At 73.1% G+C, this 16,075-nt stretch carries 12 protein-coding genes; 9 read left to right on the top strand and 3 right to left on the bottom strand.

Going from position 1 to position 16,075, the window contains the following annotated elements:
- The 3 genes from G3I53_RS30740 to G3I53_RS30750 all read left to right on the top strand — a co-directional run.
- Positions 1-1,832: dynamin family protein (locus tag G3I53_RS30740; RefSeq protein WP_164438988.1), on the top strand; the 1,832-nt coding region annotated here is incomplete at its 5' end.
- A gap of 36 nt (positions 1,833-1,868) precedes the next feature.
- Positions 1,869-3,821, top strand: a complete 1,953-nt coding sequence (locus G3I53_RS30745) for a dynamin family protein (RefSeq protein WP_164337388.1) — start codon at positions 1,869-1,871, stop codon at positions 3,819-3,821.
- Entirely contained in the window at positions 3,821-5,032 is a 1,212-nt protein-coding gene (locus tag G3I53_RS30750) for a hypothetical protein (RefSeq protein WP_164337387.1), read from the top strand. The genes G3I53_RS30745 and G3I53_RS30750 overlap by 1 nt, the downstream gene beginning before the upstream one ends.
- A 14-nt stretch (positions 5,033-5,046) precedes the next feature.
- Here the strand turns inward: G3I53_RS30750 and G3I53_RS30755 are convergent, their stop codons facing one another.
- Entirely contained in the window at positions 5,047-5,796 is a 750-nt protein-coding gene (locus G3I53_RS30755; protein ID WP_031102069.1) for a Crp/Fnr family transcriptional regulator, read from the bottom strand.
- Between the two features lie 821 nt (positions 5,797-6,617).
- Here G3I53_RS30755 and G3I53_RS30760 point away from each other — a divergent pair.
- The 3 genes from G3I53_RS30760 to G3I53_RS30770 all read left to right on the top strand — a co-directional run bounded on the left by G3I53_RS30760 (position 6,618) and on the right by G3I53_RS30770 (position 8,688).
- Positions 6,618-7,598: a sporulation protein gene (locus G3I53_RS30760; RefSeq protein ID WP_031102068.1), complete on the top strand. Its 981-nt coding sequence runs from the start codon at positions 6,618-6,620 to the stop codon at positions 7,596-7,598.
- 124 nt (positions 7,599-7,722) lie between these two features.
- Positions 7,723-8,298, top strand: a complete 576-nt coding sequence (locus tag G3I53_RS30765) for a TerD family protein (protein ID WP_031102067.1) — start codon at positions 7,723-7,725, stop codon at positions 8,296-8,298.
- 126 nt (positions 8,299-8,424) lie between these two features.
- Positions 8,425-8,688, top strand: a complete 264-nt coding sequence (locus G3I53_RS30770) for a GlsB/YeaQ/YmgE family stress response membrane protein (RefSeq protein WP_164338935.1) — start codon at positions 8,425-8,427, stop codon at positions 8,686-8,688.
- 128 nt (positions 8,689-8,816) lie between these two features.
- Here the strand turns inward: G3I53_RS30770 and G3I53_RS30775 are convergent, their stop codons facing one another.
- Positions 8,817-9,173 carry a metalloregulator ArsR/SmtB family transcription factor gene (locus G3I53_RS30775; protein ID WP_031102065.1) on the bottom strand — a complete coding sequence of 119 codons (357 nt, stop codon included), beginning with the start codon at positions 9,171-9,173 and terminating at the stop codon, positions 8,817-8,819.
- Positions 9,174-9,369: 196 nt separating this feature from the next.
- Entirely contained in the window at positions 9,370-9,744 is a 375-nt protein-coding gene (locus tag G3I53_RS30780; RefSeq protein WP_031102064.1) for a hypothetical protein, read from the bottom strand.
- 475 nt (positions 9,745-10,219) lie between these two features.
- Between G3I53_RS30780 and G3I53_RS30785 the strand changes: the two genes are divergently transcribed.
- From G3I53_RS30785 to G3I53_RS30795, 3 genes are all read left to right on the top strand, one after another.
- On the top strand, positions 10,220-11,428 hold the full coding sequence (locus G3I53_RS30785; protein WP_164338934.1) for a S8 family peptidase: 1,209 nt from the start codon (positions 10,220-10,222) through the stop codon (positions 11,426-11,428).
- Positions 11,429-11,638: 210 nt separating this feature from the next.
- On the top strand, positions 11,639-15,013 hold the full coding sequence (locus G3I53_RS30790) for a pyruvate carboxylase (RefSeq protein ID WP_164338936.1): 3,375 nt from the start codon (positions 11,639-11,641) through the stop codon (positions 15,011-15,013).
- A 180-nt stretch (positions 15,014-15,193) separates the two neighbouring features.
- Complete coding sequence (locus tag G3I53_RS30795) at positions 15,194-15,937, top strand: PepSY domain-containing protein (protein ID WP_164338933.1); 744 nt, start codon at positions 15,194-15,196, stop codon at positions 15,935-15,937.
- Positions 15,938-16,075: the final 138 nt, after the last annotated feature.

A 16,075-nucleotide genomic window follows, 5' to 3' on the forward strand; every position in this document is an offset into this window, starting at 1 on the left:
CTCGCCGGCCCGACGCCGGCCCCGCACTCCCGCGCCCCGTCCCCCCGCCCGCCGGCCCGGACGTCGTCACCGCCGTCCCCGGCTGGCTCCGGGAGGCCCGCCGGCTGGCCGGCCGGCACGGCCAGGAGCAGATCCGTGACGCCCTGGACGCCCTCGCCGTCGAGCGGGCCAGGCCCGTGTTCCGGGTCGCGGTCGTGGGCGAGTTCAACCGGGGCAAGTCGACCCTCGTCAACCGCCTGATGGGCCGCGACCTGCTGCCCACCGGCTCGCTGCCGGTCACCCGCGGCCCGGTCACCGTCCGTCCGGGCCCCGAGGAGGCACTGACCGTGCGGTGGCCGGACGGCCGCAGGGAACGGCGGCGCCTCGGCACCGACGGGGACGGGGAACGGGCCGCACCCGGGGCCCCCGGGGCCGCACCCTGGGAAGGGCTGACCGGTCCCGCCGAAGCGGAGGGTTCCGGGACCGCCGGGGGAGCCCCGGAACGCTCGCTCCACCTCACCGTCCCCGACGGCTGGCTCGCCGGACGGGACCTCGAACTCGTCGACACACCCGGTGTCAACGCCGGCCCGACGGACCGGTTCGAGCTCGTCCGGCGCACCACCGCCGGCAGCGACGCGGTGCTCTTCGTGGTGTCCGCGCTCTCCCCGATGGGCCTCAGCGAACGCCGCCTGCTCGACGAGGAGGTCCTGTGCCGTCACGTGCCGTTCACCGCCGTCGTCGTCACCATGCTGGACCTGGTCGACGCCGACGACCGCCAGGAGGCACTCGACCACCTCCGCGCCCGGCTGTCCGACCTGCCCGGCGTGCCCGTGCTCGCCGCCCCGGCGCCCGGCGGCGGCGAGGACGAACTGCGGGCCCTGCGCGAGCTGGTGGACTCCTACGCCGAGAGCAGCGGACGCGCCGCGTGGCGGGACCGCGGCATCGCCGCCCAGGTCGCCGACCACTGCGACGCCCTGACCCGCATCGCCACCGAGGCCATGGCCGCCGCCCGGCTGTCCGAGCAGGAGGCCGCGCGGGCCGCGGACCGGGTCCGCGGCCGGCGGGCGGACGAGGAACACCGCTGGGAGCAGGCCCGCATCGACCTGACGTCCCGCCGCATCGCCCTCGTCGAACGGTTCCACGAGCACCTCCGCAAGGAACGCGACGCCCTCGTCGAACGGCTGCGCTGGGACCTCGAACGGGCCCCCGACCCCGGCGTCTGGTGGGAACGGGACCTGCCCTTCCGGCTGCGCCACGAACTGTCCGTCCTCGCGCGCACCGCCGAACGCAGCATCCTGCTCCCCGCCCTCTCCGCCGACATCGCCCGCCTGGACCGCGAGGTGGCCCGGTGGCTGCCCGACGCCGCCCCCGGCAGCGCCCCGGCCGCCCTGCACCTGTCGGCCGAGCCCGAGATCTCCGGCGAGGTCGGCAACCTCTCCCGCACCCGGCTCGCCACCCGGGTCGGCGCACAGGGCGGCGCCGTCGTCGGCTACCTCGTCGCCGCCGTCCGCGCCGCCCCCATGCCGATGGTCTACGGCGTCGGCTTCAGCCTGCTCGGCGGGCTGCTCGCGGAGTCGTCCATCCGCAGCGCCACCGAACAGCAGCGCAGGGAGGTCGACGCCGTCCTCGTCCGCGTGGTGGACGAGAGCACCGCTCACTTCCGCCGGCAGGCCGACGAGGTCCTGTCAGGCGTCTACGACGAGGCGTTCGACCGGCTCCACCGCTCGCACCTGCTGTGGAGCGACGCGCTGAGCACCGCCGCCGACCCCGCGACGCCCGGCACGGACTGGACGGACCTGTCCCGCTCCGCCGCCGGACTCGCCGCACGCATCCGCAGCGCGCTGCGGAGCTGACCCACGCCGAGGGCACAGAGAGGACACGAGACGACCATGACCGTGGAAGAGGGCGGGTACGCCGCGGCCACCGCGCAACGGCTCCGGCTGACGGGGATCGGCCGGCGGATCGGCGGCATCGCCGGACAGATCGGCGACGGCGGCACCGGCAGCGCGGTGACCGCGCTGCTGGAACGCCTCGACAACGACGCCTTCCACGTGATGGTGGTGGGGGACTTCAAACGGGGCAAGTCGACCTTCGTCAACGCCCTGCTGGGCGCCCAGGTGCTGCCCGTCAAGGCGGTCCCCGCGACGGCCGTCATCACCGAGGTCCGGTTCGGCGAACCGCCCGCCGCCCTCCTGTGGAAGGAGGACGCGGTCCAGCCCGAGTCGGTGGCGCCCGAGCGGCTGATCGACCTCATCACCGTCAACAACAAGGCCACCGACGAACGCAGCCCCTACGTGAAGGCCGAGGTGGTGTGGCCGCTGGAGCTGTGCCGCAACAACGTCGTGCTGATCGACTCCCCCGGCCTCAACGAGCACAACCACCGCGACGAGATCACCCTGTCGTACCTGAGCAGGGCCGACGCCGTGATCTTCCTCCAGCACGCCATCGCGCCCATGAGCATCAGCGAGTCGGCCTTCCTGACCACGCACCTCGAGGCCCACGACCCGTTCTTCGTGTTCACCTACTTCGACGCGATCGACGAGCACGAGCGCGAGGAGGTGATGGCTGCGGCCCGGCAGCGCATCACCGACCTGCGGGGCGAGGAGCGGGACCGGGGACGCTTCTTCTTCGTGGACGGCAAGACGGCCCTGCGGGCCCGAATCGCACAGGACGACGCGGGCTTCCGGCGCTCCGGCGTCGGCCCGCTCGAACAGGCGCTGGAGCAGTACCTGGTGAGCGAGCGTCACAAGGTGAAACTCCTCGCCCCGGCCCGCGCCCTGCGCGGCCTCACCCGGGAGCTGGACCGCAACATCCCGCACGAACTCGCCATGCTGGACTCCAAGGCCGGTGAACTGGAACGGCGCTGGGAGGCCGCCCAGGCACCGCTGCGGGACCTGGAGACGCGGGCCGCGCACATCTCCATGGACCTCGCCAACCAGACCCGGATGCTCCAGGAACGGGTCGAGACGCTGCTCGGCGGGTTCCTCGCCGCCGTCGCCGACGAGGCACCGCTGGCCGCCGCCGAGGTCCCCATCACCACCAAGCTGGGCCTGAACCCGTTCAAGGTGCCCGAGCGGGCCCAGCAGGTCGCCGGCGAGATCGCCGCCTGCACGGCCAAGGCCATGGAGGAGAAGGTGGCCCGCTGGGTGACCGACTCCCTGGAACCCGTGATCGCGCAGGACCTGGAGAAGATCGCCGCCCACCTCAACACCGAACTCGGGTCCTTCGAGGCCCGCCTGGACCGGCTCCGGGTGGAGATCCACGGGGCGACCGGCGCGGCCGCGGCGGGCGAACGCCAGGAGGAGACCCCGCTGACCCGCTTCCTCGCCGGGGTCGGGGGCTTCGTCATCGGCGGCGTGGCGGGCGGCATGGTGGGTGCCCGGTTCGGCGCCAGGGAGGCCCTGCGCACCCTGCTGCCCACCCTGGCCATCGCCATGGCCTGGATGTTCACCCCGTTCGGACTGCCCACCCTGGTCGGCGGACTCATCCTCCAGGGCATCTGGCAGAGCCACTCGGCGGGCGGCCGGATGGAACAGAAGATGCGGGAGGCGGTGGGCCGGGAGATGGCCACCCAGATGCGGCTCGAAGCGCCCACGCAGGCCCGGCAGGCCGCCCAGTCCTTCGCCGACAGCACCATGAAACCCCTCGGGGAGGCCGTCACCGGCGGACTCACGTCACGCATCGAGGAACTCGCCCGCAGCGTGGCCTCCGCGCGCGAGACCCGGGAGCAGGGCGAGGAGGCGGTCGAGCGGCGCCGGGCCGAACTCAAGGAGGTCGACGCCCTGTTGCGCGGCGCCGACGAGGACCTCAGCGACTTCGTCGACGAGATCGCGAGGATGTGATGGCCCGCTACCGCAGACGGCTGTGCCTGGCCGTGGACCTGCGCCACTACAGCCGCCACAGCTACCCCGAGCAGGAGGACGCGCAGTACCGGCTCCGGCTGGTCGTGGAGCACGCCCTGCGAAGGGCCCGGGTGCTGCGCGTCCGGGCTCAGCAACAGCTCCAGGGAGACGGGCAGTTGGTGGTGTTCCCGGCCGGGACCGACGCCGTGCGCGCCGTGCCCGAGCTGGTCCTCGGCCTGCGGGACGGGCTCTACCAGTCCAACCGGGCGCCGGGCGCGTTCGGCCGGCTGCGCATGCGGGCGGCGCTCGGCCTCGGCGCGGTGTCCCGGGCGGACCGCGGGTACCTGGGGGACTGCGTCGTCCTCGTCAACCGGCTGGTGGATGCCGACGTGGTGCGCGGGGCCCTGGAGGCGGAGGAGCACGGCGACCTGGCGCTCGCGGTCCCCGACGAGCTGTACCGGGAGGTGATCCTGCCGCACGGCGACCGGCTGCCGTCCGCCGGATTCCGGCAGACGGACGTGGTCGTCCCCGGCAAGGACTTCGCCTGCCGCGCCTGGCTCCACGTGCCCCGGTCGGCCCCCGCGCGCGACGCCGGGACCGAGCCCGTCATCTGGGGACACTCACCGGGGCGCACGGCCCTGCGCGAGTTCGTCGTCCCGGCCCTGGGGGCCGCGCACCTGGCGGCCACGGTGCTCTCCCGCAGTGTCACCCTGCGGGAGTGGGTCCTGCCCGGCGCGGATGGCACCGGCCCCGGCCCCGCCCATGCCGCCTCCGACGCCCGCTTCGACGAGGACGGCGGGCCGGGGGAGGGCGGGCCGGGGGAGGGCGGGCCGGGGGAGGGCCCGGACGACGGCCACCGGGCCGACGCGCAGGGCGGGGACGCGCAGCACCGGCCGGACCCTCATCACGCCGGCCACGAGGGGCAGGGGGAGCACGAGGGGCACGAGGGGCACCCGTCCGATGCCCACCACGCCACTCCGCACCACCCGGACCCCCACGATCCGGGGGCACACCTTCCGGACCCGCACGACCCGGGCCCGTACCACCTGGATCCGTACCACCTGGATCCGGACCCCCACGATCCCCACCACCCCGATTCCCACCACCCCGATCCGTACCACCTCGATCCGCACCACCCGGGCGGCCACGGTCACGACGTCGGTGACGGGCACGACGGCCACCTGTACCTCCACCACCACGACGGGTACTGAGCGGCCGGCGTTTCCTAGGTGACCAGCGGCGCGTCCGGGCCGGTGCCGGCGATGCGGCTCAGCTCCTGCGCGTCGCGGACGAGGATCCTGCGGTATCCGGTGTCGAGCACCCGCTCCTCACGCAGCGTCCGCAGGACCCGGTGGACGCTCGGCTCGGACGCGCCCACCAGGGCGGCCAGTTCGGGCTGGGTCAGTGACACGCCGATGACGGTCCCGGCGGGCCCGGGCCGCCCGTAGGCCCGCATCAGCTCGCCGAGGACCCGGGCGATGCGCATCTCCACCGGGCAGCTGCCGAACTCCTGCCGCCGCCGTGTCGACCAGCGCAGCTTGCCCGCCACCACCCGCATGACGGCCCGGGCCACCGTCTCGTGGGCGGCGAGGAAGTCGTTGAACTCCTGGCGGCCGATCAGCCGGGTGACGCCCGGACCCGCGGCCATCACGGTGGCCACGCGCGGCAGCGCGTCGAAGCACGCCAGTTCGCCGACGATGTCCCCGCCCGTGCGGACCGCCATCAATGCCTCGCGGTCGTCCTCCGTCCGGGCCACCACCTTGTACCAGCCGCTGAGCAACAGGTACACGTGCGATCCGTGCTCGCCCTCGCGCAGCAGGCGTTCGCCCTTCTCGAAGGTCTCGCGGCGCCCGAGACCGGTCATCTCGTCGCGGATCTCCCGGGGGAGGCCGCCGAGGAGGCTGGTGGCGGGCCACGGGTTGGTGTCGGTCTCCGGTCGCCGGACGGGTCTGCTGCGGGAAAGCGGTGGCGCCATACGAAGCCCTCGAATCGCTGTTCGTTTTGTGCGTGATGCCCCTCTGGGGTCTCAGTGGGAAGTATGGAGCAGTCGTCTCAACTGCCGGACCTTTTCCCCGATTTGCAGGCTGCCCCGGGAAACCCTTCCGGTGATCCAAGGCGTCCGGACGATGGCCCGCCCCGTGGCGGCGGAACCATACTGTGCGCGCCTGTCGGGTGGCAGGGAGACGCATGCCCGCCGTGCTGCGCGGAGCCGGCCACCACCGCCTGGTCCTGGGCGCCGCCGGACTCGCCCTGCTGCTCGCCGCGACCGTCCTCGCCGCGCCGGCCGCGCTCACCGAGCACGCCGTGGAGGGCGGGACACAGCGGCGGCTTGTCCGCGACCCCGACGCCGTGATCGCCGTCCTCGGCGACCACCGGGCCCCGGACACGAACACGAGCACCGACCCCACTCCCGCGGACGGCTCCCGGGGAGCTGGAGCCGGCCGGCCCGGTCGAGGACGGCGTATTCCTCGGCGTGCGCGCCTGGGGCGTCCCGGTACACCCGCCGCCGGTTCCGACGCCCCGCCCGCCGCCGACGGGAGCGCCGACGGTGCGTCGTGGCGGAAGGGGGTGGCCCCGCCCCGGCCGCCGCACGGGGTCGCCCCCGCACCGCCCGTATCACCCGCAACGGCCGCCGCGGGCCGGGCAGGACGGTTTTCGGCCGTTCCCCGCCCACACGCCCCGACCTGCCCTTTCATCGCCTTCCGCGGTTCTATGCTCTACGCGTTTGTAGAAGGCCCGCGCCCGGGTGGAGCGGGCCTCTCGTGGCACACGTATGCGTAAGGAGTGGACGCCACCATGGTGTTCAAACGACTGCTCGGCTCGCTCGGTGTCGGCGGCCCCACCGTCGACACGGTCCTCGACCCGGCCCCCGTCCGCCCCGGCGGCACCCTCACCGGGCAGGTCCGTCTCCAGGGCGGCAACGCCGGCTTTGACATCGAGCACATCACCCTGGAGCTGGTGGCCCGGGTCGAGGCCGAGCACGACGGGGGCGAGAGCGAGGGCGTCGTCGCCTTCGAGCGGTTCACCGTCGGCGGCGGCTTCCGCCTCGCAGAGGGGGAGCACCGCGACGTGCCGTTCGCCGTGACCCTGCCCTGGGAGACGCCGATCACCGAGCTGTACGGGCAGCCGCTGGGCATCGTGCTCGGGGTGCGCACCGAACTGTCGGTGGCGGGAGCCCGGGACAAGGGCGACCTGGACGCGCTCGCCGTGGCGCCGCTGCCGGCCCAGGAGTCGGTCCTGGAGGCCCTGGGACAGCTCGGCTTCGGCTTCCGGTCCGCCGACCTGGAGTACGGCCACATCGGCGGCACCGGGCAGCAGCTGCCCTTCTACCAGGAGATCGAGCTCACCCCGGCGCCTCAGTACGCCCACCAGGTCAACGAGATCGAGGTGACCTTCCTGGCGCACCCCGGCGGCATCGAGGTGGTCCTGGAGGCCGACAAGCGCGGTGGCCTGTTCTCCGAGGGCCACGACGCGCTCACCCGCTTCACGCTGCCCCACGAGGGCCTCGCCGACCCGGTCGCGGAGGTCGACGGCTGGATCCGCGCGCTGGTCGAGCATCGGGCCTCCCATGGCGGGTACGGCCACGGCGCCCCCTACGGCGGGCCCGGTCACGGCGGCCACCACGAGGAGCACCACCGCTCCGGCCCGGGCATGGGCACCGTCGTCGCGGCGGGCGCCGCGGGCCTCGCCGTCGGTGTGGTCGGCGGCATGGTCGCGGCCGAAGTCGTCGACGAGGTGGGCGACTTCTTCGAGGGCGACGACGAGGACGAGGACTGAGCGCGCCCCGCACCAGAGGGGCGGCCCCCGGGCCGCCCCGCCGCTTTTTCTACAGTGTTGTAGATTCGAGGGCGCGGGGCCGCGCACCGCGCCTCGACCACGCACGCCGAGAAGGAGTCACACCGTGGGAATCTCCCTGGCCAAGGGCGGCAATGTCTCGCTGAGCAAGGAAGCGCCGGGCCTGACCGCGGTCCTGGTCGGTCTGGGCTGGGACGTCCGCACCACGACCGGTACGGACTACGACCTGGACGCCTCCGCGCTGCTCCTCGACGCCTCCGGCAAGGTGCCGTCGGACCAGCACTTCGTCTTCTACAACAACCTGCGCAGCCCGGACGGTTCGGTCGAGCACACCGGCGACAACCTCACCGGTGAGGGCGAGGGCGACGACGAGTCGGTCAAGGTGGACCTGGCCGGTGTGCCGCCCACGATCGAGCGGATCGTCTTCCCCGTCTCCATCCACGACGCCGAGAACCGCGGCCAGAGCTTCGGCCAGGTGCGCAACGCCTTCATCCGGGTCGTGAACCAGGCCGGCGGCGCCGAGATCGCGCGCTACGACCTGTCGGAGGACGCGGCCACCGAGACGGCCATGATCTTCGGCGAGCTCTACCGGCACGGCGCCGAGTGGAAGTTCCGCGCCGTCGGACAGGGCTACGCGTCCGGACTGGCGGGCATCGCCGCCGACTTCGGCGTCAACGTCTGACCGACCCGGCGGTCCGCACGGTCCCGCCCGCCCCACCACACGCGTACCGGGCGGCGTGACCGGGACTGCCGGGCCGCCGAGCGGGCACCTGTATGACACCAACGACCGAGGGGTGACAGACCGCTCATGGAGATCTCAGGCGTCATCAGCGCAATCGTCATCGGCATCGTGATCGGGGTGCTCGGCCGGCTCGTCGTCCCCGGGCGGCAGCGCATCGGGGTCCTGTGGACCATCCTGATCGGCATCGTCGCCGCGTTCATCGGCACCGCCATCGCCTCCGGGCTCGGGGTCGCCGACACCAAGGGCGTCGACTGGGTCGAATGGCTGATCCAGATCGCCCTGGCCGCGCTCGGTGTGGCCGCGGTCAGCAGGATCAAGCTGCGCGGCTGACCGGCTGACCGGCTGACCGGCGGCCCGGACGGGTCCGGGCCGCCGGCCGGTGCGGTCACGCGCGCCGTCGCTCCCGGGACGCCCAGGACACCACCCGGCGCCCCGGGAGCCCTCCGCGTGCCCGCACGTCACCCCGGGGGGCCGGCCGACACCGGCGCGTCGCTCTGCCGGAGCTCGGCCAGCAGTTCGCTCTGGCCCGCCAGCAGTTCCGTGAGGATGCGACGCGCCGCCCGCAGCAGCTCGGCGACGTCGCCCCCGGCGAGCGCGTAACGCACCGTGGACCCCTCCCGCACCGACACGACGATCCCGGACCTGCGCAGCACGGCCAGCTGCTGCGAGAGGCTGGACGGTTCGATGTCGATGTCGGCGAGCAGGTCCCGTACCGGGACCGGCCCGTGCTGCAACAGTTCCAGCACCCTGATGCGCACCGGATGTCCGAGCATGCGGAAGAACTCCGCCTTGGCCTGATAGAGGGGGACCTGCATGCCGCGTTCTCCCTGCCGCATCGGGGGTTCCGTGCCGTGGGGCGGCGCCCGGCCGCGCCGCCCCGGCGTCTTCCTTCGGGGCCGATCCTTCTCGCCCGGAGCCGCGCACATCCGCCACTTGGGATCATGTTGATGTGGTGACTTGAAGAAGTCTTCACATCGTGGGCATGCGTCGGCCGGGACCCCGGGCGGCGGATCACACCTCCAGCTGTTCCTCGATGCGCTTGAGCTGGTGGCGGGCCATCGCCAGGTTCGACCGCGACTTGTCGAGCACCACGTACAGGAACAGCCCGTTGCCCGAACGGCCGGTGACCAGCCGGATGAGGTGGTACTGCCCGCCCAGGGTGATGAGGATGTCCTCGATCTGCCCCGTCAGGCCCAGCAGCTCCATGGTGCGCACCTTGGCCCGGATGACGTCCGTGTTGCCGGCCGCGGCGACCGTGAGGTCCAGATCCTTGCCCCCGCCCAGGGTGCCCAGGGCCATGCCGCTGGAGTAGTCGACGACGGCTGCCCCGAGGGACCCTTCGATGGCGGTCATGATTTCCTTCAGCGACACTTCCACACTCGCCATGGACCCATCCTCTGCTCGTAGTTGTGACGACAGCAGGCGGAGGCCACCCCTGCGGCGGCTCTCGCGCTGTCCGGTGCCGGAACGTTAGGCAAGTGACGGAAGCATGTGGGGGCGTCTGACCGGGGCTGACCCGTAGTGATCGAAAAGATGCGCCAACGAACGACTGTCTGGTCGACCCGTGCGCGAAACACCTCCGGTCGGTCCCCGAAAACGCCCACCCCCGTGAGGGTTGGATGAAGGGATGGTCACACAGTTCCCGCAGCCGCTGGTCGTCGCTTCAATCAAACCCCCGACCTGCGCCTTCTCCCCGGGGTTGGCTGTGACTTGGGCGGACCCTGTGGAGATGTGACCGGACGTCACCCGGGGCCGCCGGCAGCGCCATTGATCTGACCGCGACAACTGGTCACTCTTCTCGTCATCCTCCGCGCAACGCCGTGCCGGAGGTCATCCCCCCACGACGAGGAGACCCCTCTCCATGACGCACCAGATGCGTACCGGCGCACTCAAGGTCACCGCCGCGACCTTCGTGGCGACCGCCGCCACCACGGCCGCCCTCCTCGCGGCCCCCGCCGCCCACGCCGACACACCCGCCCAGGGCACCGTGTACGGCCTGAACGCCGAAGGAGCCGTGGCCGGCAGCTACATCGTCCTGCTCGACGAGGAGACCACCGCCACCGCCAAGAAGAACCTGGCCGAGGAGTACGGCGGCACCCTCAGCCGGTCCTACGCAGCCGCCGTCGACGGCTTCTCCGCGACCGGCCTCACCCAGGCCGAGGCCGAGCGCCTCGCCGCCGACCCCGCCGTCGGCAAGGTCGTCGCCAACCGCACCCTCCACGCCACCGCCACCCAGACCGACCCGCCGTCCTGGGGCCTCGACCGCGTCGACCAGGAGGACACCGCCGGCGACGCCGCCTACACCTACCCCGACCAGGCCGGCGAGGGCGTCACCGCCTACGTCATCGACACCGGGGTCCGCGTCACCCACGAGGACTTCGAAGGCCGCGCCAGCCACGGCTACGACGCCGTCGACGACGACGACACCGCCGACGACGGCAACGGCCACGGCACCCACGTCGCCGCCACCATCGCCGGAGCCGCGCACGGCGTCGCCAAGAAGGCCGGCATCGTGGCCGTCAGAGTCCTCGACGACAACGGCTCCGGCACCACCGAACAGGTCATCGCCGGCATCGACTGGGTCACCGAGAACCACCAGGGGCCCTCCGTCGCCAACATGAGCCTCGGCGGTGCCGCCGACCCCGCCCTGGACGCGGCGGTCGCCAAGGCCATCGCCTCCGGGGTCACCTTCGCGGTCGCCGCCGGCAACGAGTCCGCCGACGCCGGCCAGGGCTCGCCCGCCCGCGTCCCGGAGGCCCTCACGGTCGCCTCCAGCACCAAGGACGACGCCCAGTCCGACTTCTCCAACTTCGGTTCCGTCGTCGACCTGTACGCGCCGGGCTCCGACATCACCTCGGCCTGGAACGACAGCGACCAGGGCACCAAGACGATATCCGGCACCTCGATGGCGAGCCCCCACGTCGCCGGCGCGGCCGCCGTGTACCTGGCCGGCCACCCCGACGCCACGCCCGACGCCGTCGCCACCGCCCTGACCGACGGAGCCACCGCCGACAAGATCGGCAACCCCGGCGAGGGCACCCCGAACAAGCTCCTGAAGATCACCGAATAGCCCGCCGCCCACTGGGCAACAGCTCCGGGGGGCCGCGACGGGAATCCATCCCGTCGCGGCCCCCCGCGCCGGTTCCGGACGCCCCCGCGGCACCCGGCCACCGGCGCGGACGACGGGGACCGGCGCCGGTGAGTGGCCCGGTTCACATGGCGTACCGGACGTGCCACCGACACGATGGTCTTCGTCACCGGCAGGCTGAAGGGATCAAGAATGTTCCGCAAGGTGCTGGTCGCCAATCGCGGTGAGATCGCGATTCGGGCGTTCCGCGCGGGCTACGAGCTGGGTGCCCGGACCGTGGCCGTCTTCCCCCACGAGGACCGAAACTCGCTGCACCGGCTCAAGGCCGACGAGGCCTACGAGATCGGCGAGCCCGGTCATCCGGTGCGCGCCTACCTCTCGGTGGAGGAGATCGTGGGCGCGGCGCGCCGCGCGGGGGCCGACGCCGTCTACCCCGGGTACGGATTCCTCTCCGAGAACCCCGAACTGGCGCGGGCCTGCGAGGAGGCCGGCATCACCTTCGTCGGGCCCAGCGCCCAGATCCTGGAGCTGACCGGGAACAAGTCCCGCGCCGTGGCCGCCGCACGGGAGGCGGGCGTGCCCGTCCTCGGCTCCTCCGAGCCCTCCACCGACATCGACGCCCTCGTCCGGGCCGCCGACGACGTCGGTTTCCCCGTCTTCGTCAAGGCCGTCGCCGGCGGCGGCGGGCGAGGCATGCGCCGAGTCGAGGAACCCGCCCAGCTGCGCGAGGCCATCGAGGCGGCCTCCCGCGAGGCGGCGTCCGCCTTCGGCGACCAGACCGTCTTCCTGGAGAAGGCCGTCGTCGAGCCCCGCCACATCGAGGTGCAGATCCTCGCCGACGGCCAGGGCAACGTCATGCACCTCTTCGAGCGGGACTGCTCCGTGCAGCGCCGCCACCAGAAGGTCGTCGAACTCGCCCCCGCGCCGAACCTCGACCCCGCCCTGCGCGACCGCATCTGCGACGACGCCGTACGCTTCGCCCGGCAGATCGGCTACCGCAACGCCGGCACCGTGGAGTTCCTCCTCGACCGCGACGGCAACCACGTCTTCATCGAGATGAACCCCCGCATCCAGGTCGAGCACACGGTGACCGAGGAGGTCACCGACGTCGACCTCGTCCAGTCGCAGCTGCGCATCGCCGCCGGTGAGACCCTCGCCGACCTCGGCCTCTCCCAGGAGACCGTCACCCTGCGGGGCGCCGCGCTCCAGTGCCGCATCACCACCGAGGACCCCGCGAACGGCTTCCGCCCCGACACCGGCCGCATCAGCGCCTACCGCTCCCCGGGCGGCTCCGGCATCCGGCTCGACGGCGGCACCACCCACGCCGGCACCGAGATCTCCGCCCACTTCGACTCCATGCTGGTCAAACTGACCTGCCGGGGACGGGACTTCGCCGCCGCGGTGGGCCGCGCCCGGCGCGCGGTCGCCGAATTCCGCATCCGCGGCGTCGCCACCAACATCCCCTTCCTCCAGGCGGTGCTGGACGACCCCGACTTCCAGGCCGGCCGCGTCACCACCTCCTTCATCGAGCAGCGCCCGCACCTGCTCACCGCACGCCACTCCGCCGACCGCGGCACCAAGCTGCTCACCTACCTCGCCGACGTCACGGTCAACAAGCCGCACGGCGAACGCCCCGAACTCGTCGACCCCCTCACCAAGCTGCCCGAGGTGCCGGCCGGGGAACCGCCCGCGGGCTCCCGGCAGCGGCTCGCCGAACTCGGCCCCGAGGGCTTCGCCTCCTGGCTGCGCGCGTCACCCGCCGTCGGCGTCACCGACACCACCTTCCGCGACGCCCACCAGTCGCTGCTCGCCACCCGCGTCCGCAGCAAGGACCTGCTGGCCGTCGCCCCGGTCGTCGCCCGCACCCTGCCCCAGCTCCTCTCCCTGGAATGCTGGGGCGGCGCCACCTACGACGTCGCCCTGCGCTTCCTCGCCGAGGACCCCTGGGAGCGCCTGGCCGCCCTGCGCGAGGCCGTGCCCAACCTGTGTCTGCAGATGCTGCTGCGCGGCCGCAACACCGTGGGCTACACCCCCTACCCGACCGAGGTCACCGACGCCTTCGTCCAGGAGGCCGCCGCCACCGGCATCGACATCTTCCGCATCTTCGACGCGCTCAACGACGTCGGCCAGATGCGGCCCGCCATCGACGCCGTCCGCGAGACCGGCACCGCCGTCGCCGAGGTCGCCCTCTGCTACACGGCCGACCTGTCCGACCCCTCCGAGCAGCTCTACACGCTCGACTACTACCTCCGCCTCGCCGAGCAGATCGTCGAGGCCGGCGCCCACGTCCTGGCCGTCAAGGACATGGCCGGACTGCTGCGCGCCCCGGCCGCCGCGACCCTGGTGTCCGCCCTGCGCCGCGAGTTCGACCTCCCCGTCCACCTCCACACCCACGACACCGCCGGCGGCCAGCTCGCCACCTACCTCGCCGCGATCCAGGCCGGCGCCGACGCCGTCGACGGAGCGGTCGCCTCCATGGCCGGCACCACCTCCCAGCCCTCCCTGTCGGCGCTCGTCGCGGCCACCGACCACTCGGAACACCCCACCGGCCTCGACCTCCAGGCCGTCGGCGACCTGGAGCCGTACTGGGAGAGCGTCCGCAAGGTCTACGCGCCCTTCGAGGCCGGCCTGGCCGCCCCGACCGGCCGCGTCTACCACCACGAGATCCCCGGCGGCCAGCTCTCCAACCTGCGCACCCAGGCGATCGCCCTCGGCCTGGGCGACCGCTTCGAGGACATCGAGGCGATGTACGCCGCCGCCGACCGCATGCTCGGCCGGCTGGTGAAGGTCACGCCCTCCTCCAAGGTGGTCGGCGACCTCGCCCTGCACCTCGTCGGCGCGGGCGTCTCCCCGGCGGACTTCGAGGAGTCCCCGGACCGCTTCGACATCCCCGACTCCGTCATCGGCTTCCTGCGCGGCGAACTGGGCACCCCGCCCGGCGGCTGGCCCGAGCCGTTCCGCACCAAGGCCCTGCGGGGCCGCGCCGAACCCAAGCCGGTCCAGGAACTGAGCACCGACGACCGCACCGGCCTCGCCAAGGACCGCCGGGCGACCCTCAACCGGCTGCTCTTCCCCGGCCCCACCCGCGAGTTCGACACCCACCGCGGCAGCTTCGGCGACACCAGCGTCCTCGACAGCAAGGACTTCTTCTACGGCCTGCGCCCGGGCAAGGAGTACTCCGTCGACCTCGACCCCGGCGTCCGGCTGCTCATCGAGCTCCAGGCGATCGGCGACGCCGACGAGCGCGGCCTGCGCACCGTGATGGCCACCCTCAACGGCCAGCTGCGCCCCATCCAGGTCCGTGACCGGGCGGCCGCCTCCGACGTCCCCGTCACCGAGAAGGCCGACCGGGCCAACCCCGGCCATGTGGCGGCCCCCTTCGCCGGGGTGGTCACCCTCGCGGTCGCCGAGGGCGACGAGGTGTCCGCGGGTGCCACGGTCGCGACCATCGAGGCGATGAAGATGGAGGCCGCGATCACCGCCCCCAAGGACGGCACGGTGAGCAGGCTGGCGATCAACCGCATCCAGCAGGTGGAGGGCGGCGACCTCCTGGTCGAACTCGCCTGACCCGGGCCCGGACCGGCCGCCCCCGGCCGGCCGGTCCGGGACCACCGTCCCCGGTGACCGCCGCGCGGGAGACGGCACCTGAGCCGTCAGCCGTCTCCCGCGCGGCGCCCCACCCGGCCATTCCGGTGGTTTCCGCGCGGGTGCCGTGTGCTCGTATGGCGAGGGGGTTACGGGAGCAGTATGAGCTCTCTGCGACGTCTTCCCCCTGTGCGTTCCCTGGCCGCCGTCTGTGCGCTGGGCGCGTCCGCGCTGCTGCTGACCGCCTGCGGAAGCAGCGGAACCGACCGTGCCGATGTCGCCGCCGCGGCGCCCACCAGCCCGGGCGCCACCTCGGCCACCGCGACCTCCGCCTCACCCTCGGCGTCCGCCTCACTGAGCGAGGACCAGACCGAGCGCAAGGACCTGATCAACGCGACGAAGGTGACCTGGCAGAAGGCCGCCGACGCGGCCATCCAGGAGGTGCCCGACAGCCAGTTGGTGGGCCTGGAGCTGAAGCCGACCCCCTCCGACGTCACCGCCACCCCCGGCACCGCCAGCCCGAGCACCCCGAACCCGGCCCCCTCGCCGGGCGCCCCCGAGTGGGAGGCCAAGGTCGCCACCGAGGACGGCACGGTGCACCGCGTCGAGATCGACGCCGTCAACGGCAAGGTCTTCCGCTCCCAGGCCGAGCAGGACCAGAGCGCCGACGACAAGCAGGAGATCGTCAACCGCCTCAACGACGCCACCCAGGCCCCGGACCAGGTCGTCAAGGCCGCCACCGACAAGGTCGAGGGCACGGTCACCGGCCTGGAACTCGACCATGACGACAACGACCAGGTCATGTGGTCCGTCGACGTGGTCAACAACGACACCTGGGTCCTGACGTCCGTCGAGGTGGACGCCGCCAGCGGCGAGGTCCTGCGCGAGCAGGTCGAACGCGACTGACGCCCGCCACCGCCACCGCGCCCCCGGGCCGCCCACCCACCACGGGCGGCCCGGGGGCGCGTTCGGGCGAGCGGACGGCAGCGTCCGCCGGCCCGTCGGCGGTTCGTTCATCCCGCGCGGCCCCGGTGCCGCGCCCCG

It is taken from the genome of Streptomyces sp. SID14436 (genome assembly GCF_010548465.1).
Taxonomy (GTDB): domain Bacteria; phylum Actinomycetota; class Actinomycetes; order Streptomycetales; family Streptomycetaceae; genus Streptomyces.